Origin of the sequence: Streptomyces sp. SID3212, assembly GCF_009865405.1 — a bacterium.
GTDB lineage: Bacteria > Actinomycetota > Actinomycetes > Streptomycetales > Streptomycetaceae > Streptomyces.
The window spans coordinates 1-24,441 of record NZ_WWJY01000715.1; the positions used below are offsets into that span (position 1 = coordinate 1).

Genomic DNA, 24,441 nt, shown 5'->3' on the forward strand with positions numbered 1-24,441 from the left:
TGCCTCAACAACCGGATCAGGAAGGTGACGGCCGACGGGAAGATCAGCACGGTCGCCGGCGCGGGCACCCCAGGTGCCGCCGGTGACGGCGGCCCGGCCACCTCGGCCCAACTGCACCACCCGATCGCGATGGTGCCGGACACGACCGGCTGCCTCTACATCGCCGATCACGTCAATCACCGGATCAGGAAGGTGACGGCGGACGGGAAGATCAGCACGGTCGCCGGTACGGGCACCCCAGGCACCGCCGGTGACGGCGGCCCGGCCACCTCGGCCCAGCTGAACAAGCCGATCGGGCTCGTGTTGGACTCCGCCGGCAGCCTCTACATCGCTGATTCCGCGAACAACCGCATCAGGAGGGTGACGGCGGACGGGAAGATCAGCACGGTCGCCGGTACGGGCACCGCAGGCACCGCAGGTGACGGGGGCGCCGCCACCTCGGCCCAGCTGAACAATCCGATGGGAGTCGCCGTGGACTGCGTCGACACCCTCTACATCGCCGACCTCTCCAACCACCGTGTTCGGAAGGTCGCTTCGGCGAAGATGGCCGGGCTGCCCGAGTCGGGGACGGTGGCTTCGTGGGCCAGCGTGCGGAGCAGGCTGCGGATGGGGGTGCAGCGTGAGTCGACCAAGGACGGAGCCGAGATCCACCAGGCCCTCGCCGCCCCCAGGGATCACCAGCGGTGGCGGCTCGTCGTCGTGGGTCAGGACGACGGCGTCATCCTCTACACGATCGAGAACGTGCGCAGCGGCCGGGTCCTGGAGGTGGACGGGGCTCACGTGCGGGCGGGTGCGGTGGTCGCTCAGCGCTCCTACGAGGGTGATGACGCGCACCACCAGCACTGGAGGCTGATCCCGGTGGGTTCGGGGAGCGACGGCCCGCGGGTGTACGAGATCGCGAACCGGAACAGCGGTCTGCTCCTGCGCGTGGACACCAACGCCCGCACCGCGATCAAGCAGCACAGTGCGGAAGGCGATCACCGCGACCGGCAGTGGCAGTTGCTGCCCGTCTGACGCTCGGGGGGCAGGGGCGGCTCGCTTCGCCCCTGCCCCTGCCGCTGCCGCTGCCGCTGCCCAACGAAGTGTTACGGAGTCGCGGACGGGTCCTCGGCGGTGGGCTTGGGGGCCTGGGGGGTTTCCGGGGCCTTGGGCGGCTTGGTGAAGTCGCTCTTCTTCGGCCGGTCCGCCAGATCCTCGTCCTTCTTCAGGTCGCTGTTCTCCGTCACGGTCGCACTCGACTCGCGCATGCCGGCGGACGCCGCCGTGGAGACCGAGCCGGGGTCCTGCGCGTACTGGGCCTGTGTGCCGGCCAATGCCTGGGTGGTCTGGATGAAGGAGCCGAGGAAGCCCAGGATGGCGCGCGCCTCGGGGGACTCTTCCTGCACGATCTTCGCGCGGGAGGTGGATCCGTGGATCGCGTTGGTGAACAGGCTCGTGGTCGTGTCGTCGTACGTGTCGTCGTCGGCGTCCTCGAAGTCGACGTCCGCTCCCGGCTGCGGCTTGGTGCCGTTCGTGGTCACCGAGAAGAGGCCGGCTCCCCTGCCCGCGGAATTGAAGATGTTGTCGAAGACCATGAAGGTCGCCCCTGTTCGTCGTGGTCGTGGCGGCGCTGCCCGCGCGGCCCGGTCAAGGCTGTTTGTACGGTGCTCGCTGACTACCGGTCAGGCTCTCGGCGTCGAACATCGTGTGGTGGACCTCCAGAGCGGAGACGACCTCGGCCAGGCCCTTCATGCGGAAGCCGCCGCCCGCCAGGTCGAGGTCCCCGATGTCGCGCGCGACCAGGTGGTCGAGTCCGGGGTAGTCCCCGGGCTGCGGAGGCGACAGGACCGCCACCGGCACGTCGTACTGCACCGCGAGCAGCCCGGAGAAGGTCACCGGGATCTCGTAGGAGTACTGCTTGCGGGTACGGCGCTGGGTGGCGATGGTCTCCACCCGGGTGGACGGCGGGACCTCGGCGGCGATCTGCGAGTTCGAGACCCAGCTGGTGGTGAGGGTGCCGCCGACGGAGGCCATGATGCCCAGCATCAGCTGGGCGTTGAGCTCGGCGGTGCCGGTGGCACTGCCCGTGGTCGTGAACGCCACCGAGCTGGTCACCGCGTTGGCCGCCGAGTTCGCCACCGAGTTGGTCGTGCCGGCCTCGGTGGCGTTGGCGTTGTCGACCCCGATGTCGTCCTTGCTGTTCTCGTTCGTCACGGTGGTCGTGTTCTTGTTCTCCACGTCGTTCTGGAGCTGCGTCGTCAGCTGTGTCTGGAGATCCATCTGGAGCATGCTCTGCAACTGGAGCTGGAGTTCGGCACTGACGCTGCCGCCGAAGGTGAGCTGGGCCTCCCCCTGGAGCGTCCAGGTGACCTCGTTGGACACGGTGAACTGGATCGAGTCGGTGAAGGTCATCGAGGTCGCCTCGCTGCGGTTCACGTACGTCCGTGAGGAGACCGTGTCGGGCGGCGGCTGGTGGATGTTGCGCCGCTCCTCGATCAGCGGCTCCCCGAGGTTCATGTAGGCGAGCCAGCCCAGCTGGGTCGCCGTCCCGGGGAAGGACCCGAACCGCGACTTGTTCACCGAGAACCCGACGGGCTTGTGCCGTACCCCGTACTCGTCGACGTAGACCAGGTTCGGGTGGTCCAGGACCGACTGCCAGGTCTGCTCGATGTTCAGTTCCCGCAGGTTCTTCTTCGTCAGCGGGAGGCGCTTGGCCCGATCCAGATTATACGCGTGGGAAGGCAATGTAATCCTCGACCAATTCTCTTCGAAACCGTGCCCGGCGAAATGGGAACAGGCATTTGCACACGTTCCGAAATTCGAATTTATCACGGGGTCCCACACCGAGGAAGCCACCTTCGACCATGCCCCTCAATCGAGTGACAGTGGATCGACCGGTGCCGCAATTAGCTTGCGGTGAAGGTACGTTGAGGTGCTGTCGGCCGCCCGGCCGACAGCTTTCGGAAAGCTCTTCCCACAGGTACTCCGACCTCGACAGATGCCGTCGCGGAGGGCCGTACCCGGTAATTCACCATCCGGTGGCCGGTGTTTCTCCGGAACATTTGGCCCGTTGAAGTGTCCCGCCGCGGGGCCAGTGGGTAGCAGCCGAAGAATTATTCTTCCCGCAGATGAGGTTTTCCGCGATGTATACGCAAGAGCGCACGGCGATGTCGAATTTGGTGGTCGGCGGACCGGTGGCGGTGAACAGCTACGACAACGCGATCGTGGCGGCCCTGGTCGAGAATCGCCCGGTCATGCTCGTCCACGCTTTCAACGGCGGCTATCTGCGTCCCGCCGAGTTGAAGGAGGAGAGCCACGACAAGGGGGTCAAGCTGGCCACCGCGCTGGACCCGGCCACCAAGGAGGCGCAGGGGCACCTCTGGTACGTCACCCCCGGCGGCTTCTTCGGACAGCGCCCTTTGTACTTCCTCGAAAGCGCCGCCGGCCAGGTCTCGCCCAAGCCCGCAGAAGCAGGCGAAGCGGACGCCGGGCGAGGTGACGACGGGGCGCCGAAGCCGCAGCGCAGGCGTGTCACCGCCCATCAGGAAGCGCCCAGGAGCACGGCCGACACCGTCCAGGTCGGCCTCCCCGACAAGGTCGCCGACAAATGGCGCGGGAAGAACGGCGCGGCCGAGGACACCCAGCTGTGGGTCGTCACGGTCACGCCCTGGGGCGGGATCACCTTCGTGCCGATCACCCACCCCGACGCCATCCTCGGGTTCAAGGACCACGCCGTGACGGGCGACAGCGAGGTGCGCCTGACCTACAACTGGGGCGGGGACTTCACCGGGACGGTCATCAACACCTTCTACCCGCGGCTGCCCAACGAGTGGAACGTCCCCTACCACCACGTCTTCACGTGACCTGCCGCCGCGCTCACCGCGCCCCCGTCCCGAACCCGCGCCCCCACCCCCTGGAAGAGGCACCACGATGCCCGTGCCCACGGAAGAACTGAAGCTGGAGATCGTCCACGCCGCCACGGGGAAGACCCTCGGCGCCGAGCCCGCGCCGGGCGCGAGCCGGGCGCTCGTCGTCCGCGACCTCCCCAAGGACGGCCCCGGCCCGGAGCTCTGGCAGCTCACCCCCGTCCCGCAGGACGACGGGATGTACGTGATCCGCGACGCGGACGGCGGCAAGGCCCTCGACACCCCGAGTGCCCCGGACGGTGGCGTCCGGCAGGGCGAGGCCACCGCCGGCAAGGAGAGCCAGCGGTGGCACGTCGTACCCGTCGACGGAGAGCCGGGCCTCTACTTCATCGAGAGCGCGAGCGACGGCACCGTTCTCGACCTCGCCGACCTCGCAGACCCGGGGGAGGACGGGGAGGAGAGCGAAAGCGGTGAGGACGGCATCCGCGTCGTCCTGCGCGAGCACGACGACCACGCGCAGAGCCAGCGGTGGCGCTTCGCCCCGGCCGAGCCCGAGCGCACCAGCGACGCCGTGCTGCGATGGGCACCCCTGAGCCACTGGAACGGCCGCCGGTCCTGGCGGCTGGTCCACTCGACCACCGCCCTGCGGCCGGCGCCCGGCGCGACGCCTTCGTTCAGCGACGTCCTGCTGGTCCTCGACGGGTTCGGCAGCGACCAGAACGCCGGTGGGTGGAAGAGCACCGGGAGCCGGCAGGTTTCCACCGGCCGGCCGGGCTGGTGGGCCGGACTCGGCGACCGGTTCCCGGCCGACACCACGGGAGCGGGGCGCAACGACATCGTGGGGCTCAAGCCCGCGAAGGGAGCGGTGGCGTCGTCCGGCAGGGGCGACGGGACGTTCGAGGACGACGAGAGCGTTCTTCTCCCACCCGGTCCCGCCCCGAGCCCCAAGGACCTGTGGACCCTCGTGGACACCGCCGGCCGCGGCAGGCCCGACGTCGTCGTCCTGGCGGCCGACGGCGTCCGGGTGACCTCCCAGGACGAGGACGGGACGTTCGCGCCTGCGGGCGGCAAGCTGGTCCTCGGCGCGTTCGGACACGGCCCCCAGGCCGGCGCGTGGGACGCCGAGAAACATCCCCGCTTCCTCGCCGACACCACCGGCGACGGCAGGCTCGACCTCATCGGCTGCCACGACGACGGCGTCCACATCTCACTCCAGGGCGAGGAAGGAGAGTTCGCACCGCTCCCCGACGAACCCGTCCTCCGGGCGTTCGGCCACGAAGAGAAGGCGGGCGGCTGGCTCGCCGGCAAGCATCCGCGCTTTCTCGCCGACACCAGCGGCGACGGCAGGCTCGACATCGTCGGCTGCCACGGCGACGGCGTCTGGGTCTCGCTCCAGGACGAGGAGGGGAGCCTCGCCGCCCCTCACTGGGTCCTCGACGAATTCGGCGTCGACCAGGGATGGACCTCCGTCCGGGAGCACCCCCGATTCCTGATCGACACCACCGGCGGCGGAACACCGGACCTCGTCGGGTTCGGACCGCAAGGCGTCGTCGTGGCACGCGGACGCGGCGACGGCACGTTCGAACCCGCCGAGCTCGTCCTCAACGACTTCGGAACCGCCCAGCGCTGGACCGGAAAGAAGCACCTCCGGCTCCTCGCCGACGTCACCGGCGACGGCATCCCGGACATCGTCGGCTTCGGCGACGAGGGGGTCTGGGTGTCGCACTACACCGGCGACGGCCGCTACGAACAGGCCCAACTCGTCTGCCGCGGCTTCGGCCACAACGAGGACGCCGGCGGCTGGCGGGTCGACCGCCACCCCCGTTTCCTCGCCGACATCACCGGAGACGGACGCCTCGACCTCATCGGCTTCGGCGGCCCCGGAGTCCACGTGGCCCGCAACCTCTTCCGCCGCTTCCGAACCCGGTAGCCGTCGCTCCCGGTAGGTGTCCCGGCGGCCACCGCCCGCCGTACGCCTCTGCGGGCAACAGAACCAGACCCCCCTCCGATCCACGTTTCCGCAGGTCAGAGGGGGGTCTGAAGGGTGGAGCCTAGGGGAGTCGAACCCCTGACATCTGCCATGCAAAGACAGCGCTCTACCAACTGAGCTAAGGCCCCGCGAACGGGTCGGGTACGACCGAGCAGCAGAGAAGCCCTCGGCCGTCACCGGGGAACAGCGTACCGGGTGTACCCCGGGATCCTCCAAAACAATGGGGGCTCCCCGTCTCCGACCACGCTCCGTAAGATGCCCCACGAGGTTCGCAGCAGCGAAGCTGCCGCGTTTGGGGAAGCGATGGGGAGACGCGCATGGATGCCGCACAGCAGGAATCGACGGCCAGAGCCAGAGAACTCCAACGAAGCTGGTACGGAGAGCCGCTGGGGGCGCTCTTCCGCCGTCTCATCGACGATCTCGGCCTGAACCAGGCCAGGCTCGCCGCCGTTCTCGGCCTGTCGGCCCCGATGCTCTCCCAGCTGATGAGCGGCCAGCGCGCGAAGATCGGCAACCCCGCCGTGGTCCAGCGCGTCCAGTCCCTCCAGGACCTGGCGGCCCAGGTGTGCGACGGCAGCGTCAGCGCCGGGGAGGCCACGGACCGGATGGACGAGATCAAGAAGTCGCAGGGCGGCTCCGTCCTCACCGGCACCGGCCAGACGACCAACTCCTCGGGCGCCCCGACGGTGCGCCGGGTCGTCCGTGAGATCCAGTCGCTGCTGCGGTCGGTCGCCGCGGCCGGCGACATCATCGACGCGGCCGCCGCCCTCGCCCCCACCCAGCCCGAACTGGCAGAGTTCCTCCGGGTGTACGGCGCGGGGCGCACCGCCGAGGCGGTCGCCCACTACGAGGCGCACCAGAACTAGCCGGGGGCCCGGCCGCGGCCAGGGGGCACGGCGGCCGGGCAGACAGAGCGAGCGGGACGACGGGGAGCGGACGCGGCGCCATGGGTGAGGTCTTCGCGGGGCGGTACGAACTGGTCGACCCGATCGGCCGCGGGGGTGCGGGAGCCGTCTGGCGCGCCTGGGACCACCGGCGCCGCCGCTACGTCGCGGCGAAGGTCCTCCAGCAGAGCGACGCGCACGCCCTGCTGCGGTTCGTCAGGGAACAGGCCCTCAGGATCGACCACCCGCACGTCCTCGCCCCGGCCAGCTGGTCCGCGGACGACGACAAGGTGCTGTTCACCATGGACCTGGTGAGCGGTGGGTCGCTGGCCCACGTCATAGGGGACTACGGCCCCCTCCCTCCCCCCTTCGTCTGCACCCTCCTCGACCAGCTGCTGTCCGGCCTCGCCGCGGTACACGCGGAAGGCGTGGTCCACCGCGACATCAAACCGGCGAACATCCTGATGGAGGCCACCGGAAAGGCACGGCCCCATCTGCGCCTCTCCGACTTCGGCATCGCCATGCGCAAGGGCGAGCCGCGCCTGACCGAGACCGACTACGTGCTGGGGACCCCCGGCTATTTCGCGCCCGAGCAGATGATGGGCGCCGAGCCCGACTTCCCCGCCGACCTTTTCGCCGTCGGCCTGGTCGCGCTCTATCTGTTGCAGGGCCAGAAGCCGGACGCCCGGGCCCTGATCGAGTACTTCGCCGCGCACGGCACCCCCGGGGCGCCGCAGGGCGTCCCCGAACCGCTGTGGCAGGTCCTGGCGGGCCTGCTCCAGCCGGATCCGCGGGTGCGGTTCCGTACGGCCACCGGCGCGCGCAAGGCGCTGGCGGGGGCGGTGGAACTGCTCCCGGAAACCGACAGCGACGACGAACCCGTCGAGATCTTCGACCAGATCGGCCCGCTCCCCTCCGCGTTCGGCCCCTCGGGTCCGCTCACGGCCCCGCCGGAGGATCCCGCGCCGGCCGCCGGGCCGGGCCACGGTTCGATGTCGGAGACCGGCAGCTTCCACCTCCCGCCCCCGCCGGTCCGGCAGGAGCCCCGGCCGCCGACCTCCGAGCCGCCCCAGCCGCCCGAGCGCTCCCAGCACTCCACGCCTTCCACGCCCTCCCTGCCCGTCCAGCCCCCACAGCCCCCACAGGTCCAGCAGCAGTCCCCCACCCAACCCCCGCAGCCCCCACAGGCCCAGCAGCCCTCACTCCCGCCCACCCCGCACCCGACCACCGCCCACCCGGCCGCCCCCCTCCCTCCCCACGCGGCCGCCCCTCTTCCCTTCCCTCCGCTCCAGCCCTACGGGCCGCCGCCGGACCAGTCCCACGCCCCGACCGTCTCCGTACAACCGGCTGCCGTACAACCGGCCCCCGTACGACCAGCCGCCGTACCGCCGCCGTACGAACCGGCTCCCACCGCTCCGTACACCACTCGCGCCCCGGAGGTTCCCCCTTCTCACAGGCGCCGTGGACCTCATACACGTCCGGGACCGCCCCCGAAAGTGACGGTCCCGGTGCTGCTGCTCGCGCTGGCGTGCTTCGCCGTGGGCATCTGGGCCCTGACCCAGACGTGAGGGCACAGACCTGAGGGGCCCGCGGAGGCCTCAGCCCATCCCACCCCGGCCTACCGCCCTACCGGGCGATCCGCGCCCGCGCCGCGCGCCGCCGCGCGAGCAGCGTCCACGCCGCCAGCCACACCACCAGCAGCGTGCCCGTCCCGATCCCGGCCGCCGCCACCAGCGCCATCGTGCCGCTGTCCGCCGAGGCCTCCGGCCCGCCCTGCCCGCTGGACGCCTCGTCCAACTTCCCGTCGTCCACGGTGAAGTCACCCGCGGGGCCCGCGTACCCCGGCCCGCTCTTCGCCGTGCCCTCGATGTTCACCCGCAGCGTCAGCCCGTACGCCTTCGCGCCGAACGTCCTGCCGACCTCGGGGTTGAGGCTGACGCGCAGGTAGTACCAGCCCGCGAACCGCATCTCCTTGTCGCCGGTGCGCGAGCCGAAGCGGTTCTCGTACGCGACCGGCGGCAGCGGGTCGAGCGCGGTCGTCTTCTGCCTTCCGTCGTACGACACCGAACCGGAGCTGCCGACGAGCCCGCGCGCCGGGTTGTACAGGGACATCGCCAGCGCGCCGCTCACGAAGCCCTGCCCGGAGGAGCTGCCGAGATCGGCGCTGACGAACAACTGCTGCCCCCAGTCGACCGGCACCCGGAAGAAGAGGGAGGCGCCCGGCTCGATCCTCGCCGTCCACTCGCCGCGCGTCAGCCCTGTGGCGTCGTAGAAGCCCGCGCCGCCCGCCCGCGCCCTCGGCCCTCCGGCGGCCGGTACGGGGGAGGCACTGGGCCACACGGACGGCGCCGTGGTGGGACCTCCGGGCGCCTTGACCGCCGGCTCCTGGACCTGGCGGATCTCCAGGGCCCACGGAGTGGCGGTGGAGCCTTCGTCGCTGACGCGCTCCACGACGACGAAGTAGGGACCGGCCTCCTGGCAGGAGTACGCGCCCTTCTCGATCATCCGGTAGGCGTAGGCGGCGAGCGGGCGGGGGAACTGCGCCGCCGCCCCGAACTGCGCGTCGTTGGAGCTGCAATCGTTGCCCTGGCGGTTCTGCAACGACACCTTGATCTTGTCCCCGTACGCGACCTTGGCGGTGGCGGGCGGCACGGCCACGGCGGAGACGTACGCGTTGGTCGTCGCGTCCAGGTCCACGCGGTAGGTGAGCCGGTCGCCGGGCCCTACGGAGTCGCGGTAGGTGGCCCCGGCTTCGAGGGGCCGGGCGTCGCTGGTCGTGGCGGCACCGCGGACGGGCCGGGCGCCGGGCTGGAAGGCGTACGGAGCGGGCGCGGCGACCCCGGAGGCCACCTGCCCGGTCCCCGCCGCGCCATCCGCACCCCAGCTCACCCCGGCACCGGCCACCAGGCCGACCACCACGCCACAAACAACCGCCGCCGCCCGCCCCCGACCACCCCAAGACAACACGCGCTTCCCCCCGACCCACATCCGCACACCCACACCCACGCCCACAACTGACACCCGCACCCGACGCGGGCCATCCTCCCCCGCACCCCTCCCCGCTGTCCGCCGGGCGGCCCGAATCACCGGCCGGGGGCCGCTTTGCCAAGGCAACCGGACAGCACGAAGCCCCGGCCGCTCGGCGACCGGGGCTCGCATTCAGGACTGCTGCGTCTCACACACCCGAACCTGCGGGCACGGAGTCGGTCGCCTCCGTCCACAGATCCTGCTCGGCGCGGTCCGCCTGGATCTGGCGGTACACGAGGAGCCCGCCGATGGCAGCCAGTGCAACCAAGAGAAGCTTCTTCACCGCGCGACCTCGTCTTTCCTTGACGTAGGGGACTTCTGGCGCCCGACTATACACACCGACCGATACCGATCGGTGACCTCCCCGCACGCCAACTCCCCCCTACTGAACAACAAACAACCCCACCCAAAAGTGCCCGCCGCACGCCGCCGCCTGCCGCCTTCTGCCCGTTTCCGGGTCCTTACAGGCGACGTTCTCGTACGCCCCCGAGTGCGCGAAACAGACCCCCGCCCGGACATTCATCCGACCCCCGCCGGTCTCCACCGGGCAGAGGTACGAGTCGTGATCGCCGGTAACCGGACGACCGGGTTCGCGGTCGCGGCCGACTCCCGGCCGGCGACGGACCGCCGTCAGGGTTTACGTGCCCACGCCTGCACCAGAAGGCTCTCGCGGACCGTGGTACCCGGCTGCTCAAGATGCTCCCGGAGCGCGCCGGTCAGGGAGTCGAGTTCCCCGGGCGTGAGCGCGGCGTGCTCCAGGAGGCGGTCGCGGAAGAGGTGCGCGAAGGACAGGAGCAGGGTCTGGTAGCGGTCACCCGGCCGCCAGTAGTAGGCGTGGGCGGTCGCCCGTACGTCCGTGAGACCCGCGTCGCTCAAGAGGCCGGGCAGCCGCGCGCCGATGTGGACGTCGCCTCCGAACACCTCGGACAGCAGGGCCTTGAGGCGGCTCCACGACGGGTGGGGCGGGTCGCACTGCCAGGTCGCCCAGTCGAATTCCTGGACGGCGACCCACCCCCCGGGCCGGACCGCGGCGGCCATCGAGCCGAGGATCCGGCGCGGATGCGTCGTGTTGATCAGCAGCAGCCGGCAGTGGACCAGGTCGTACACCGCCTCGGCGGCCGACACCGGCGCCAGCGCCTCGTGGCGGACTTCCACGTTGTCGAGGCCGAGTTCGGCGACGGACTCCCGCGCCCAGCCGATCATCCGGTGATCGGTGTCGAGGCCGGTGACCGACCCTGCCGGGCCGACGCGTTCGCTCAGGAGGTCGAGGACGCCCAGCGGACCACACCCCAGGTCGAGCGCCTTCGCCTGCGGAGGCAGGGGGATCGTGTCCAGAAGGGCAGCCGCGGCCGGCCGCAGAAGCGCGCACTGCGCGAGGAGACGTTCCTGCTCGGCCCCCGAGGACCCGAGCCGATAGTCGACCGCCTCGACACCCTCGACACCCTCGACCACCGTCGAAGATCCCACTTCCCGTACGGGGGTCGTCGACGCCTGGCTCACATGTCCTCGATTCGGCTCGCGCGGCCACCACGGCACGGAAACACGCAGTGACCGGAATGTCACGGGAAGTAGTACCCCGCCGCTGGGCACCCTGGCAAACCCACCCCCAGGAACCACCTCGAACACCCTTCTGACGCGCGGCCCTTTCGAGTGAGCGCCGGTCGGGCCACCGGACACCCCTCACCGCCCCGCCCACCCCGTTCCACCCCGGAGACCACCGCTGACCAGCGAAGACCGCCTCAGCCGACCCACCACAGATCGTCGCGGCAGCACACGACACACCCACCTCTACCGCCGCAAAACGTCTAACCTGTCACAGGCGCCACAACGGGTGACTTGCAGGATCGTTGCTGCTCCCCCCTGTGGCGCCGACGTACGGCTGTCGACCAGACCGAGGATGTCGTGTCCCCCCATACTCTTCAGCCTGGACCGGAGCCCGCGCTGCGCGGCCTGGATCCTGCCGCGATGGCCTTCTCCTCCGCCGCCACGCGGATGCTCCTGACCAGCGAGGGCCTGACCACCCCGCTCCTCCAGGCGATCGTACGAGGCCCCCTGCGCGCCCGGGCCCGTGACGTACGGACCATCAGCGCGGCCGCCCTCCCCCCGGACATCCGCGCCGCCCTCCGCCCGAACGGCACCGACCACTGCCTGCTCCGCCGGGCCCGCCTGCTGACCGTCACCGGCCGGCCCGTGTCGGACAACACGGTCGCCGCGCTCTCCGGAGTGGACCCCCGAGTCGACCGAGCCGTCGCCGACCCCTCCCAACCGGTCGGATTCGCCCTCGCCGAAGCGGGCGTGACCCTGCACCGGCGCATCGTCCACGTGGGCCGGGCCACCTGGCCGGACGGCGCCACCTGCGCGGTCAAGACGTACACCCTCGACACACAGGAGCGCCCGCTCCTCTGCATCCAGGAACTCTTCAACCCGTACATCGTCGAAGCGGCCGTCCACACCGAGATCCAGCCGGGCTGACCCCTCCGGGCACCCCGCGACACGCGCCCCCGTGAGCGACGTCACAGCGCGACCGGCCCGGCCCACCACCCGCCGTGCCCGCCCGCCCAGTTGAAGGCGCCTCCTCGGGGCAACCCCCCAAGGGCGCCTCCTCAAGGGCGCGTTCGCCAGAGCCCATCCCCGAAGGCACGTCCGAAAGCCGTCCGGGCGACCGGATCCGTCGGCCGCACGACTTTCACTACAAAACTTTCCACACGACTATCGCCGCGCGACATCTCACGGATGTCCCGGGAGAACCCCCGTCCCGTGAAGTCACCCCCGGACGCCAAAGACCCCTAGGCATCAATGCCTAGGGGTCTTCACGCGGGTGGGGCTAACAGGATTTGAACCTGTGGCCTCATCCTTATCAGGGATGCGCTCTAACCAACTGAGCTATAGCCCCGCGCTGCCCCCAAAGATTAGCGCACTCCGGGGCCAGCCCCAAAATCGATACCCGCTGCTCACTCGTCCTCGGCGAGCGTGAGCTCCACGCCGCCCACGAAGCCCGCCGACAGGTTGTAGATGAAGGCGCCGAGCGTCGACAGCGCGGTGGCCAGGACCACGTCGATCACCGCGATGACCGACGTGAAGAGGAGCACCCGCGGCAGCGACAGGAACGACTGGAGGTCGAAGCCGTTGGACTCGTTGGAGCCCGTCGCCTCGCTGATCGTGCCGCCGACCGTCGTGAAGACGCCCATGGCGTCCATGACCATCCACAGCACCGCCGCCGCGACGACCGTGCACACGCCCAGCGCGATGGAGAGCAGGAAGCTGACCTTCATCACCGACCACGGATCGGCCTTCGCCACCCGCAGTCGCGCCTTGCGGGTACGAGGGGTCGTACGCGCCCCTGTCCTCGGCAGACGTACCGCCGAGGCGGGCGCCCCGGCGACACCCGCGACACCCGCGGCCCCGGCGGCCTGAGCCGTGAAGCCGTGCTGCCCGCCGTGCGTGCCACCGGCCCCAGCGGTCCCGCCGGTTCCAGCGGTCCCGCCGGCATGCGTCCCGCCGCCCGGCGAGGGATACGCCTGCGGCGGGTGATAAGGCTGCGCGGCCGGCTTCGGCTGCTCAGCGCCGTACGTGTCGAACGGGGGCTGCTGCCCCCGGGTTTCCGTCACCCCAACCCCCTGGGAGTCCGTGGCAGGGCCACGAGCACCGTTCCCTCCGGAAGCGGCCGATCCGGCGCCCGTGGCTCCACTCACGCTTTACTCCTCGTGCTCCCCTGCCGAAGGCTGAGTGCCCTCGGCGACCTCGGCCGTACCGGCCACCTCGCCCGTACCGGCCTCTGCCGTGCCCGCCTCGTCGCCCGCCGGGTCAACCACCCCGTCGACCGCCTCGGCCTCACGGCCCGCCTCGGCATTGCGGGCGACGCCGACGACGGCGTCCCGCTTGCCGAGATTGATCAGTTGAACGCCCATGGTGTCACGGCCGGTCTCCCGGACTTCGTTGACTCGCGTGCGAATCACACCGCCGCCCAGGGTGATGGCAAGGATCTCATCCGTCTCCTCGACCACCAACGCGCCCACCAGAGAACCGCGGTCCTCCACAATCTTCGCAGCCTTGATGCCGAGCCCACCACGTCCTTGGACGCGATACTCACCCACCGCGGTTCGCTTCGCGTACCCACCATCTGTGGCGGTGAAGACGAACGTACCCGGCCTGACGACATTCATCGACAGCAGTTCGTCGCCTTCGCGGAAGCTCATCCCCTTAACACCCGATGTGGCGCGCCCCATCGGACGCAACGCCTCGTCGGTCGCCGTGAAGCGGATCGACTGCGCCTTCCGGCTGATGAGCAGCAGATCGTCCTCCGCCGACACCAGCTCCGCGCCGATCAGCTCGTCGTCCGCGCCCGACTCCGTCTCCCGGAGGTTGATCGCGATGACACCGCCCGACCTCGGCGAGTCGTAGTCCTTCAGCGGGGTCTTCTTCACCAGACCGCCCTTGGTCGCCAGGACCAGGTACGGCACCGCGTCGTAGTCGCGGATCGCCAGGATCTCGGCGATCTGCTCGTCCGGCTGGAACGCCAGCAGGTTGGCCACGTGCTGCCCGCGCGCGTCCCGCCCGGCGTCCGGGAGCTCGTACGCCTTCGCCCGGTACACCCGGCCCTTGTTGGTGAAGAACAGCAGCCAGTGGTGCGTCGTCGAGACGAAGAAGTGGTCGACGATGTCGTCTTCCTTGAGCTTCGTCCCGCGCACGCCCTTCCCGCCGCGCCGCTGCGAGCGGTAGTCGTCCGTCTTCGTACGCTTCACATAGCCGCCACGGCTGATCGTGACGACGATGTCCTCCTCGGCGATCAGGTCCTCGATGGACATGTCACCGTCGAAGGGCACCAGCTTGGACCGCCGGTCGTCGCCGAACTTCTCGACGATGACGGCCAGTTCCTCACTGACGATCTGACGCTGCTTCTGCGGCGACGCCAGGATCGCGTTGTACTCGTTGATCTTCAGCTGGAGCTCGTCGTGCTCGGCGACGATCTTCTGCCGCTCCAGGGCCGCCAGGCGGCGCAGCTGCATCTCCAGGATCGCGTTCGCCTGGATCTCGTCGATCTCCAGCAGGCCCATCAGGCCCGTACGCGCGATCTCGACCGTGTCACTGCGCCGGATCAGCGCGATGACGTCGTCGATCGCGTCCAGCGCCTTGAGCAGCCCGCGAAGGATGTGCGCGCGCTCCTCGGCCTTGCGCAGCCGGTACTTCGTCCGCCGGACGATGACCTCGATCTGGTGCGTCACCCAGTGGCGGATGAACGCGTCCAGGGACAGCGTGCGCGGCACCCCGTCGACCAGGGCGAGCATGTTCGCGCCGAAGTTGTTCTGGAGCTCGGTGTGCTTGTACAGGTTGTTCAGTACGACCTTGGCGACCGCGTCCCGCTTGAGGACGATCACCAGGCGCTGGCCCGTACGCGAGGACGTCTCGTCACGGACGTCGGCGATCCCGCCGACCTTCCCGTCCTTGACCAGGTCCGCAATCTTCTGCGCGAGATTGTCCGGGTTGGTCTGGTACGGAAGCTCCGTGACGACCAGGCACTGACGGTTCTGGATCTCCTCGACCGCCACCACCGCGCGCATCGTGATCGAGCCGCGGCCGGTACGGTACGCGTCCTCGATGCCCTTGCGGCCCACCACCAGCGCGCCCGACGGGAAGTCCGGGCCCTTGATGCGCTCGATCAGCGCGTCGAGCAGCTCCTCGTGCGAGGCGTCCGGGTGCTCCAGCGCCCACTGCGCGCCCGCCGCGACCTCCCGCAGGTTGTGCGGCGGGATGTTGGTGGCCATGCCGACCGCGATGCCGGCCGAACCGTTGATCAGCAGGTTCGGGAAGCGCGCCGGCAGGACCGTCGGCTCCTGGTTGCGGCCGTCGTAGTTGTCCTTGAAGTCGACGGTCTCCTCGTCGATGTCACGGAGCATCTCCATGGACAGCGGCATCAGCTTGCACTCGGTGTACCGCATCGCGGCCGCCGGGTCGTTACCGGGGGAACCGAAGTTGCCGTTCGAGTCCACCAGCGGCATCCGCATCGACCACGGCTGCGCGAGACGGACCAGCGCGTCGTAGATCGAGGAGTCGCCGTGCGGGTGGTACGTACCCATGACGTCACCGACGACGCGGGCGCACTTGTAGAAGCCCTTCTCGGGCCGGTAGCCGCCGTCGTACATCGCGTACAGCACCCGGCGGTGCACGGGCTTCAGACCGTCCCGTACGTCCGGCAGGGCGCGCGACACGATGACGGACATCGCGTAGTCGAGGTACGAGCGCTGCATCTCCGTCTCGAGCCCGACCGGCTCGACGCGCAGCGCCAGCCCCTCCACCGCGGTGGCGGTGTCCACGATGATGGGGGCCTCGGGCCCGGCTCCGTCGGCGGCCTCGGGAGACTCGCCGTTCTCAGGGGTGTTCTGGTCGGCCATTGCTGGTCAGTGTTCCTTTCGGCCTTTTCGAATCCGTCAGCTGGGACCGACTCAGATGTCGAGGAAGCGGACATCCTTGGCGTTGCGCTGGATGAACGAACGCCGGGCCTCCACGTCCTCGCCCATCAGCACCGAGAACAGGTCGTCGGCCTGCGCCGCGTCGTCCAGGGTGACCTGGCCGAGGACACGGTGGTCCTGGTCCATGGTGGTGATGCGCAGCTCTTCGGCGTTCATCTCGCCCAGCCCCTTGAAGCGCTGGATCGAGTCCTCGCGGGCCCGCTTGCCGTTCTGCTTGCCCAGCTCGATCAGCGCGTCGCGCTCCCGGTCCGAGTACGCGTACTCGAAGTCGTCCTTGCCCCACTTGATCTTGTACAGCGGCGGACGCGACAGGTACACGTGCCCCGCCTCGACCAGCGGCCGCATGAAGCGGAACAGGAAGGTCAGCAGGAGGGTGTTGATGTGCTGCCCGTCGACGTCGGCGTCCGCCATCAGAATGATCTTGTGATAGCGGAGCTTCTCGATGTCGAAGTCCTCGTGCACCCCGGTGCCGAACGCCGAGATCAGCGCCTGCACCTCGGTGTTCTGGAGGATCTTGTCGAGCCGCGCCTTCTCGACGTTCAAAATCTTGCCGCGGATCGGCAGGATCGCCTGGTACATCGGGTTGCGGCCCGACTTCGCGGAACCCCCGGCCGAGTCACCCTCGACGATGAAGATCTCGCACTTCGCCGGGTCGTTCGACTGGCAGTCGCTCAGCTTGCCCGGCAGGGACGCGCTCTCCAGCAGCCCCTTGCGCCGCGTCAGATCACGCGCCTTGCGGGCCGCCACGCGCGCCGTCGCCGCCTGGATCGCCTTGCGGATGATGTCCGCGGCCTCGGTCGGGTTGCGGTCGAACCAGTCCGTCAGATGCTCATGCACGATCTTCTGCACGAACGTCTTCGCCTCGGTGTTGCCCAGCTTCGTCTTCGTCTGGCCCTCGAACTGCGGCTCGCCCAGCTTCACCGAGATGATCGCCGTCAGACCCTCGCGGATGTCCTCGCCGGCGAGGTTGTCGTCCTTCTCGCGCAGGAACTTCTTCTCGCGCGCGTACCGGTTGACCAGGCCCGTCATGGCCGCACGGAAGCCCTCCTCGTGCGTACCGCCCTCATGCGTGTGGATCGTGTTGGCGAAGGAGTACACGCCCTCGCTGTACTGCGCGTTCCACTGCATCGCGATCTCCACCGAGAGCAGCCGCTCCTTGTCCTCGGCCTCGATGTCGATGACCGTGGGGTGGATCAGCTCGCCCTTGCGGGAGTTCAGGTACTTCACGAAGTCGACGAGGCCGCCCTCGTAGTAGTACTTGACGGTACGGGCCGGCGCCTCGCCCGCGTCCTCGGCGGCGTCCGCGCCCGCGACGGCCTTCGCCGACTCGCGCTCGTCCGTCAGCGTCAGCGTCAGCCCCTTATTCAGGAACGCCATCTCCTGGAACCGCCGCGACAGCGTCTCGAACGAGTACTCGGTCGTTTCAAAGATGTCCGGGTCGGCCCAGAACGTCACCGACGTACCGGTCTCGGCCGTCTCCTCGTTCTGCGCCAGCGGGGCGGTCGGCACACCCAGCTTGTAGTCCTGCGTCCACCGGTAGCCGTCGGTCCTGACCTCCACCGCGACCTTCGTCGACAGCGCGTTCACGACCGAGACACCGACGCCGTGCAGACCGCCGGAGACGGCGTAACCGCCACCGCCGAACTTTCCGCCCGCGTGCAGCACCGTCAGCACGACCTCGACGGCCGGCTTGCCCTCGGACGGGACGATGCCCACCGGGATACCGCGCCCGTTGTCGACCACGCGGACCCCGCCGTCGGCGAGGATCGTCACGTCGATGGTGTCCGCGTGCCCCGCCAGGGCCTCGTCGACGGAGTTGTCGACGACCTCGGACACCAAGTGATGCAGACCACGCTCGCCGGTCGACCCGATGTACATCCCGGGGCGCTTGCGGACCGCGTCGAGGCCCTCCAGCACGGTGATGGCACTGGCGTTGTAGGAGGAGGTCACCTCGCCGTGCTCACCAGTGGTCGAGGCGGACGGAGTCTTCTCTTTGGGGTTGCCGGAATCGGCCACGAAGCGCCCTTTCTGGCACAGCACAGGCCGTTCACCGGCAAGCGGGGACGGCTGCGTCGTTCGGCTTGTAGCGACGTCTCCCGCAAGCACAGCGGGATTTCCCACCAGTCTACCGGTAGCGCCGACCCGAATGGGGGTTTGCCGGTACCTGAGTCCTCATGTGCCGCCCTGAATGAGCGCCTACCGACTCCCCATATTCGGGAAGGGGCTCCAAGAGGCTCACACGGGCATTGAGCGCTTCGGCCTGTCAACCTTCCGCTACGGTGAGGGACGCCTCACTCTCCCCGTACGCTTCCCCAGGTCACAGCGCCGGACAGCGGGGAAACGGGCGTGCCCGGGCGCCCGGGGGCTCCGGGGGGCGCGCAGGAGGCCGTACGAGACCCCCGCACCGGTCCCGCCACGGATCCACACCTCATCCGTACGTGTCGCCGGGACCCTTGCTCCCCGGCGCCCGCAGCCGGCCGTACCGCTGCGGCGGACCCGTCGGCCCCAGCACCTTGATCACCCGTACGGTGCCGTGCCCCAGGTCCTCGTTCAACCGCGCCACCAGGCGCGGCGCCAGCAACCGCAACTGCGTCGCCCACGCCGTCGAGTCGCACTGCACCGTCAGGACCCGCTCGTCCTCCTCGTACTTCTGCGGCACACAGTGCTTCGCCACGTCGTCCCCGACGATCTGCGGCCACCGGCCCATCACCCCGCCCACGGCCGCCGGCGCCTCCCAGCCCCGCTCCGTGATCAGCCGGCTGATCGCCGCACCCAGCGGCAACGGATCACGGCCGTCCGCCCGGGCACCCGACCGCAGCCCCCCGCCCCGCCTGGCCTGCTTCTTCTGCTGCGCGGCATCCCCACGCGCCCGTGCCTGTTCCTTCGCCGCGCGCAACGCCACCCGCGCCAGATCCACCCCCGACGACTCCGGCGGCGTACCCCCGCCCGCGACCGCGTCCGCCTCCGGCAGCTCAGGAGGCCGCTCGGACCCGCCAGGACCCGCCGCCCCGGCACCCCGCCGCGCGCCGCTCACGCCCGCTCCACCGCGCCGTCGGCCACCAGGAACCGCGTCCCCGCCAGCACCCCAGGGACGTCGTCGTCCACCGCCGCCGTCACCAGCACCTGCTCACCCGGCGCCACCAGCTCCGCCAGCCGCTCCCGCCGCCGCGCGTCCAACTCCGCGAACACGTCGTCCAGCACCAGCACCGGCTCGTTGCCCTCGGCCCTCAGCAAGTCGTACGAAGCCAGCCGCAGCGCCAGCGCGAACGACCAGGACTCCCCATGACTCGCGTAGCCCTTCGCGGGCAGCTGCCCCAGCTTCAGCACCAGATCGTCACGGTGCGGGCCGACCAGCGTCACCCCGCGCTCGATCTCCTGCTTCCGCACCCCCGCCAGAGCCGCCAGCAGCCGCTCGTACAGCTCCGCACGCCCATGGCCCAGCCCCCCGCCGTCAGCGGCGTCAGCCCCGTCGCCGGCCTCACCGGCCTCCCCGGCCGACGAGCGGTACTCCAGCCCCACCGGACCGCCCCCGGGCGCCAGCTGCTCGTACGCCTTGTCCGTCAGCGGACGCAACGTCTCGACCAGATCCACCCGCTGCGCCAGCAACTCCGCACCCACCCGCGCCAGATGCTGGTCCCACACGTCCAGCGTCGACAGGTCCATGCCACGCCCGCCGTGCCTGCGCGCCATCGCCGCCGACTTCAACAGCGTGTTCCGCTGCCTCAGCACCCGGTCGTAGTCCGACCGCACCCCCGCCATCCGCGGCGACCGCGCCGTCACCAGCTCGTCGAGGAACCGCCGACGCTCACCCGGATCGCCCTTCACCAGCGCCAGATCCTCCGGCGCGAACAGGACCGTCCGTACGATCCCCAGCACATCGCGCGGCCTGACCTGCGACGACCGGTTGATACGCGCCCGGTTCGCCCGGCCCGGATTCAGCTCCAGCTCCACCAGCTGCGACCGCTCGCCCTGCGTCACCGCCGCCCGGATGACCGCCCGGTCCGCGCCCATCCGTACCAACGGCGCGTCCGACGACACCCGGTGACTGCCGAGCGAGGCCAGATACCCGACCGCCTCGACCAGATTGGTCTTCCCCTGCCCGTTCGCCCCCACGAACACGGTGACGCCCGGGTCGAGCGGAACCTCGACCCGGGCGTACGACCGGAAGTCGGCCAGCGACAAATGCGTGACGTGCATGGATGTGCGCCGGCCTCCCCGGTGGAGCTACTTCGCCTGCTTCGACTCGACGGAGTGACCGCCGAACTGGTTACGCAGCGCCGCGACCATCTTCATCTGCGGCGAATCGTCCTGACGCGACGCGAACCGCGCGAACAGCGACGCGGTGATCGCGGGCAGCGGCACCGCGTGATCGATGGCCGCCTCGACCGTCCACCGGCCCTCGCCCGAGTCCTCCGCGAAGCCCCTCAGCTGCTCCAGGTGCTCGTCGTCGTCCAGCGCCTTGACCGCCAGGTCCAGCAGCCAGGAACGGATGACCGTGCCCTCCTGCCAGGAGCGGAAGACCTCACGGACGTCCGTGACCGAGCCGGCCTTCTCCAGCAGCTCCCAGCCCTCGGCATAGGCCTGCATCATCGCGTACTCGATGCCGTTGTGAACCATCTTCGCGAAGTGGCCCGCCCCGACCTTGCCCGCGTGCACCGAGCCGAAATCACCCTCCGGCTTGAGCGCGTCGAAGATCGGCTGCGCCTTCGCCACGTCCTCCGGCGTACCGCCGTACATCAGCGCGTAGCCGTTCTCCAGGCCCCAGACACCGCCCGAGACACCGCAGTCGACAAAGCCGATCCCCTTGATGCCCAGCTCCACGGCGTGCTTCTCGTCGTCCGTCCAGCGGGAGTTCCCGCCGTCCACCACGACGTCCCCCGGGGACAGCAGACCGGCCAGCTCGTCGATCGTGGACTGCGTCGCGGCACCGGACGGGACCATCACCCACACGACCCGGGGGCCCTTGAGCGTGTTCACCAGCTCTTCGATGCTGTGCACATCGGCGACGTCCGGGTTGCGGTCATATCCGACGACGGTGTGGCCTGCGCGGCGAATGCGCTCGCGCATGTTGCCGCCCATCTTGCCGAGACCGATGAGACCGAGCTCCATCAGTGGTTCCTTAAGCGTCGAGGCGATTCGTACCCGCGCCCGAGCCTACGCCCGGGCGCTCCCACTCACCTGTGGGGTCAGCCGCTCAGGCGAACCGGCATGATGAGGTATTTGTACGCTTCGTCCGCCTCGGCCTTGACATCCGCCTTGCCGCTCAGCAGCGCCGGCTTCGTGGAAGTCGTGAAGGACAGTTGCGCCACCGGTGAATCGATCGCGCTCAGACCGTCCAGCAGGAACGTCGGGTTGAAGGCGATGGAGATGTCGTCGCCGTCCAGCTGCGCGTCCACCCTTTCCACAGCCTGTGCGTCGTCGCTGGAACCCGCCTCCAGGATCAGCACGCCCTGCTCGAAGCTCAGCCGCACCGGCGTGTTCCGCTCGGCGACCAGGGCCACGCGCTTGACGGCCTCCACGAACGGGGCCGTCTCGATCACCGCGATCGAGTTGAACTCCGTCGGGAACAGCGTCCGGTACTTCGGCAGGTCGCCTTCGAGCAGCCGGGTCGTCGTCCGCCGCCCCGCGCCCTCGAAACCGATCAGCCCTTCGCCCGCGCCCGCCCCGGAGAGCGCCAGGGTGACCGTGTCACCGCTGGTGAGCGCCTTGGCGGTGTCCAGGAGCGTCTTGGCGGGCACCAGCGCGACCGCGGAGATGTCCGCCGCCTCCGGCTTCCACAGGAACTCGCGGACCGCGAAGCGGTAGCGGTCGGTCGAGGCCAGGGTGACCGTGTCGCCCTCGATCTCGATCCGTACGCCGGTCAGCACCGGCAGCGTGTCGTCACGGCCCGCGGCGATGGCGACCTGGGAGGCGGCCGAGGCGAAGATCTCGCCGGGGACGGTGCCCGTCGCCGTCGGCATCTGCGGCAGCGCCGGGTACTCGTCCACCGGCAGGGTGTGGAGGGTGAACCGGGACGAGCCGCAGACCACGGTGGCCCGCACCCCGTCCGTGGAGATCTCCACCGGGCGGTTGGGGAGGGCCCGGCAGATGTCGGCGAGGAGCCGGCCGGAGACGAGGACGGTGCCGTCCTCCTCCACCTCGGCGTCCACCGAGACCCGCGCCGAGACCTCGTAGTCGAAGCTGGAGAAGCTGAGGGCGCCCTCCTCGGCCTTCAGCAGAAGGCCTGCGAGTACCGGCGCCGGGGGCCGTGCCGGGAGGCTCCGGGCCACCCAGGCCACCGCCTCGGCGAGTACGTCGCGCTCCACCCGGATCTTCACCGGAACCGCCTCCTGCTTTGCTCGCTCGTCCTGCCGGCCTTCGTCGTCGGCCCTGATGCCGGGGACCAGTCTGACGTACGGCACCGACAGTCCGTGCTGCTGCGGGTCAAGTCGAGGGGAGGGCGGCGGAGGGCTTCCTCGCCGACTTGTGCACAGGGCCCACTTCGAAACGGATCCCTAGCTAACTATGAGTGGGAGTAGTAGTAGGGCCTGTGGAAACCGTGGATAACGTCGTTTGCGCAGGTCAGACCCGTTTTTTTGTCCACCGGCCCTGTGGGCGGCATCCGTGGACAACTCGGTCCCTCTGTGGACGGGCGAAAGTTCTGCACAACCGATGCACAGGCGAGGGCCACTTACCCCCAGGTCCGTCCCCAGCTTTACCCACGTTCCCCACAGGCCAATCCAGGGTCTTGGTGTGACGCCTTTCACTCGACTCAGCGACGGCGGGCGTTTTGTTGCCGAACAGTGGACAGCGCTGTGGGCAAGTTGTGGGTAAGGCGGCTTGCCCTGTGGGCCGCCGGTGGACAACGTATCCACGGCCCTGTGGACAGAAAATTCCTCCACAGGCTGTGGACAACTGTCGCGCACAAATCCACAGGCGCCTGACCAGCAACGATAATCCCGCACCTGCCTCGCCTGTGGAAGCGTTCTGGACAACTTCCTGGGTCCCCAGGCTGTGGACGGAAGATCACCCCCAGGTCTGTGGAGAAGTCGGCGGGAGCGCCCGGTGTTCGAACAGCGGGTACGGGCGGCGACGCGCCGGAACGGCGAAGGGCGCCCGGGGAAGTGCTTCCCGGGCGCCCTTCGAGGGGGTCCTGCCGGCCGTGTCAGCCGTTCTTGATGCGGTTCGTGAGCTCCGTGACCTGGTTGTAGATGGACCGCCGCTCGGCCATCAGCGCCCTGATCTTCCGGTCCGCGTGCATCACCGTCGTATGGTCCCGGCCGCCGAACTGCGCCCCGATCTTCGGCAGCGAGAGGTCGGTCAGCTCACGGCACAGATACATCGCGATCTGGCGGGCCGTCACCAGGACCCGGCTGCGGGACGACCCGCAGAGATCCTCCACGGTCAGCCCGAAGTAGTCCGCGGTCGCCGCCATGATGGCGCTCGCGGTGATCTCCGGAGCCGCGTCCTCACCACCGGGGATCAGGTCCTTGAGGACGATCTCCGTGAGGCCGAGGTCCACCGGCTGCCGGTTGAGCGACGCGAACGCGGTCACCCGGATCAGCGCGCCCTCCAGCTCACGGATGTTGCGCGAGATCCGTGAGGCGATGAACTCCAGCACCTCCGGCGGCGCGTTCAGCTGCTCCTGCACCGCCTTCTTACGGAGGATCGCGATACGCGTCTCCAGCTCGGGCGGCTGCACATCGGTGGTCAGCCCCCACTCGAACCGGTTGCGCAGCCGGTCCTCCAGCGTGATCAGCTGCTTGGGCGGCCGGTCCGAGGACAGCACGATCTGCTTGTTCGCGTTGTGGAGCGTGTTGAACGTGTGGAAGAACTCCTCCTGCGTCGACTCCTTGCTCGCCAGGAACTGGATGTCGTCGACCAGGAGGATGTCGACGTCGCGGTACCGCTTGCGGAAGGTGTCGCCCTTGCCGTCCCGGATCGAGTTGATGAACTCGTTCGTGAACTCCTCGGAGCTCACGTACCGCACCCGCGTCCCCGGGTAGAGGCTGCGCGCGTAGTGCCCGATCGCGTGGAGCAGATGGGTCTTGCCGAGCCCGGACTCCCCGTAGATGAAGAGCGGGTTGTACGCCTTCGCCGGCGCCTCGGCCACCGCGACCGCCGCCGCGTGCGCGAACCGGTTGGAGGCGCCGATGACGAAGGTGTCGAAGAGGTACTTGGGATTGAGCCGGGCGTGCGGCTCCCCGGGCCGCGGCGCCGGCGCGGGCTGCGCGCCCAGCGGTCCCGGC

19 protein-coding genes and 2 tRNA genes are annotated in these 24,441 nt (G+C 69.7%); 6 read left to right on the forward strand and 15 right to left on the reverse strand.

Translation table 11 applies throughout. The features are described from left to right. Nucleotides 1-1,014, forward strand: a 1,014-nt coding sequence (locus tag GT042_RS21195; protein WP_237531022.1) for an RICIN domain-containing protein, incomplete at its 5' end; no start/stop codon positions are given. 71 nt (nucleotides 1,015-1,085) lie between these two features. On the opposite strand, the gene GT042_RS21200 is transcribed toward GT042_RS21195, so the two are convergent. Together GT042_RS21200 and GT042_RS21205 are read right to left on the reverse strand one after the other, a co-directional pair. Then, nucleotides 1,086-1,574: a hypothetical protein gene (locus GT042_RS21200; protein WP_161310301.1), complete on the reverse strand. Its 489-nt coding sequence runs from the start codon at nucleotides 1,572-1,574 to the stop codon at nucleotides 1,086-1,088. A 52-nt stretch (nucleotides 1,575-1,626) separates the two neighbouring features. Next, nucleotides 1,627-2,724 (reverse strand): hypothetical protein, encoded by a 1,098-nt coding sequence (locus GT042_RS21205; protein ID WP_161310302.1) that lies wholly within the window; start codon nucleotides 2,722-2,724, stop codon nucleotides 1,627-1,629. A 398-nt stretch (nucleotides 2,725-3,122) separates the two neighbouring features. Between GT042_RS21205 and GT042_RS21210 the strand changes: the two genes are divergently transcribed. Together GT042_RS21210 and GT042_RS21215 are read left to right on the forward strand one after the other, a co-directional pair. Further along, nucleotides 3,123-3,842, forward strand: coding sequence for a hypothetical protein (locus tag GT042_RS21210; RefSeq protein ID WP_161310303.1), 720 nt, complete (start codon nucleotides 3,123-3,125; stop codon nucleotides 3,840-3,842). Nucleotides 3,843-3,909: 67 nt separating this feature from the next. After that, nucleotides 3,910-5,775, forward strand: coding sequence for an FG-GAP-like repeat-containing protein (locus tag GT042_RS21215; protein ID WP_161310304.1), 1,866 nt, complete (start codon nucleotides 3,910-3,912; stop codon nucleotides 5,773-5,775). Nucleotides 5,776-5,890: 115 nt separating this feature from the next. Here the strand turns inward: GT042_RS21215 and GT042_RS21220 are convergent. Then, nucleotides 5,891-5,963 (reverse strand) — tRNA-Ala (locus GT042_RS21220). A 189-nt stretch (nucleotides 5,964-6,152) separates the two neighbouring features. On the opposite strand from GT042_RS21220, the gene GT042_RS21225 reads away from it, so the two are divergent. Then, nucleotides 6,153-6,701 (forward strand): DNA-binding protein, encoded by a 549-nt coding sequence (locus GT042_RS21225; RefSeq protein WP_161310305.1) that lies wholly within the window; start codon nucleotides 6,153-6,155, stop codon nucleotides 6,699-6,701. Nucleotides 6,702-6,781: 80 nt separating this feature from the next. Further along, the gene (locus GT042_RS21230) at nucleotides 6,782-8,287 is read left to right on the forward strand and encodes a serine/threonine-protein kinase (RefSeq protein WP_161310306.1); all 1,506 of its coding nucleotides are present in this window, start codon (nucleotides 6,782-6,784) and stop codon (nucleotides 8,285-8,287) included. Between the two features lie 58 nt (nucleotides 8,288-8,345). On the opposite strand, the gene GT042_RS21235 is transcribed toward GT042_RS21230, so the two are convergent. The 3 genes from GT042_RS21235 to GT042_RS21245 form a co-directional block, all read right to left on the reverse strand. Then, a complete protein-coding gene (locus tag GT042_RS21235; RefSeq protein WP_202533366.1) occupies nucleotides 8,346-9,638 on the reverse strand; it encodes a hypothetical protein in 1,293 nt (430 codons plus the stop codon). A gap of 256 nt (nucleotides 9,639-9,894) precedes the next feature. After that, on the reverse strand, nucleotides 9,895-10,029 hold the full coding sequence (locus tag GT042_RS39265) for a DLW-39 family protein (protein ID WP_003958712.1): 135 nt from the start codon (nucleotides 10,027-10,029) through the stop codon (nucleotides 9,895-9,897). A gap of 347 nt (nucleotides 10,030-10,376) precedes the next feature. Next, nucleotides 10,377-11,246 (reverse strand): methyltransferase domain-containing protein, encoded by an 870-nt coding sequence (locus GT042_RS21245; protein ID WP_161310308.1) that lies wholly within the window; start codon nucleotides 11,244-11,246, stop codon nucleotides 10,377-10,379. A gap of 465 nt (nucleotides 11,247-11,711) precedes the next feature. Here GT042_RS21245 and GT042_RS21250 point away from each other — a divergent pair, with 465 nt between their 5' ends. Then, complete coding sequence (locus GT042_RS21250; RefSeq protein WP_161310309.1) at nucleotides 11,712-12,218, forward strand: hypothetical protein; 507 nt, start codon at nucleotides 11,712-11,714, stop codon at nucleotides 12,216-12,218. A gap of 347 nt (nucleotides 12,219-12,565) precedes the next feature. Here GT042_RS21250 and GT042_RS21255 read toward each other — a convergent pair. From GT042_RS21255 to dnaA, 9 genes are all read right to left on the reverse strand, one after another. Beyond that, nucleotides 12,566-12,639: transfer RNA gene (locus GT042_RS21255), tRNA-Ile, on the reverse strand. Between the two features lie 58 nt (nucleotides 12,640-12,697). Continuing rightward, nucleotides 12,698-13,354: a DUF3566 domain-containing protein gene (locus GT042_RS21260; protein WP_161310310.1), complete on the reverse strand. Its 657-nt coding sequence runs from the start codon at nucleotides 13,352-13,354 to the stop codon at nucleotides 12,698-12,700. Nucleotides 13,355-13,441: 87 nt separating this feature from the next. Further along, a complete protein-coding gene (gene gyrA, locus GT042_RS21265) occupies nucleotides 13,442-16,135 on the reverse strand; it encodes a DNA gyrase subunit A (RefSeq protein WP_202533368.1) in 2,694 nt (897 codons plus the stop codon). Nucleotides 16,136-16,186: 51 nt separating this feature from the next. Continuing rightward, the gene (gene gyrB / locus GT042_RS21270; protein WP_161310311.1) at nucleotides 16,187-18,253 is read right to left on the reverse strand and encodes a DNA topoisomerase (ATP-hydrolyzing) subunit B; all 2,067 of its coding nucleotides are present in this window, start codon (nucleotides 18,251-18,253) and stop codon (nucleotides 16,187-16,189) included. A gap of 388 nt (nucleotides 18,254-18,641) precedes the next feature. After that, a complete protein-coding gene (locus GT042_RS21275) occupies nucleotides 18,642-19,184 on the reverse strand; it encodes a DciA family protein (RefSeq protein ID WP_161310318.1) in 543 nt (180 codons plus the stop codon). 59 nt (nucleotides 19,185-19,243) lie between these two features. Further along, nucleotides 19,244-20,410, reverse strand: coding sequence for a DNA replication/repair protein RecF (gene recF, locus GT042_RS21280; RefSeq protein WP_161310312.1), 1,167 nt, complete (start codon nucleotides 20,408-20,410; stop codon nucleotides 19,244-19,246). A 27-nt stretch (nucleotides 20,411-20,437) separates the two neighbouring features. Continuing rightward, a complete protein-coding gene (gene gnd, locus GT042_RS21285) occupies nucleotides 20,438-21,322 on the reverse strand; it encodes a phosphogluconate dehydrogenase (NAD(+)-dependent, decarboxylating) (protein ID WP_161310313.1) in 885 nt (294 codons plus the stop codon). Between the two features lie 77 nt (nucleotides 21,323-21,399). Continuing rightward, the gene (gene dnaN, locus GT042_RS21290; RefSeq protein WP_161310319.1) at nucleotides 21,400-22,530 is read right to left on the reverse strand and encodes a DNA polymerase III subunit beta; all 1,131 of its coding nucleotides are present in this window, start codon (nucleotides 22,528-22,530) and stop codon (nucleotides 21,400-21,402) included. An 827-nt stretch (nucleotides 22,531-23,357) separates the two neighbouring features. Beyond that, the coding region (gene dnaA, locus GT042_RS21295) for a chromosomal replication initiator protein DnaA (protein WP_161310314.1) at nucleotides 23,358-24,441 on the reverse strand (1,084 nt) is incomplete at its 5' end.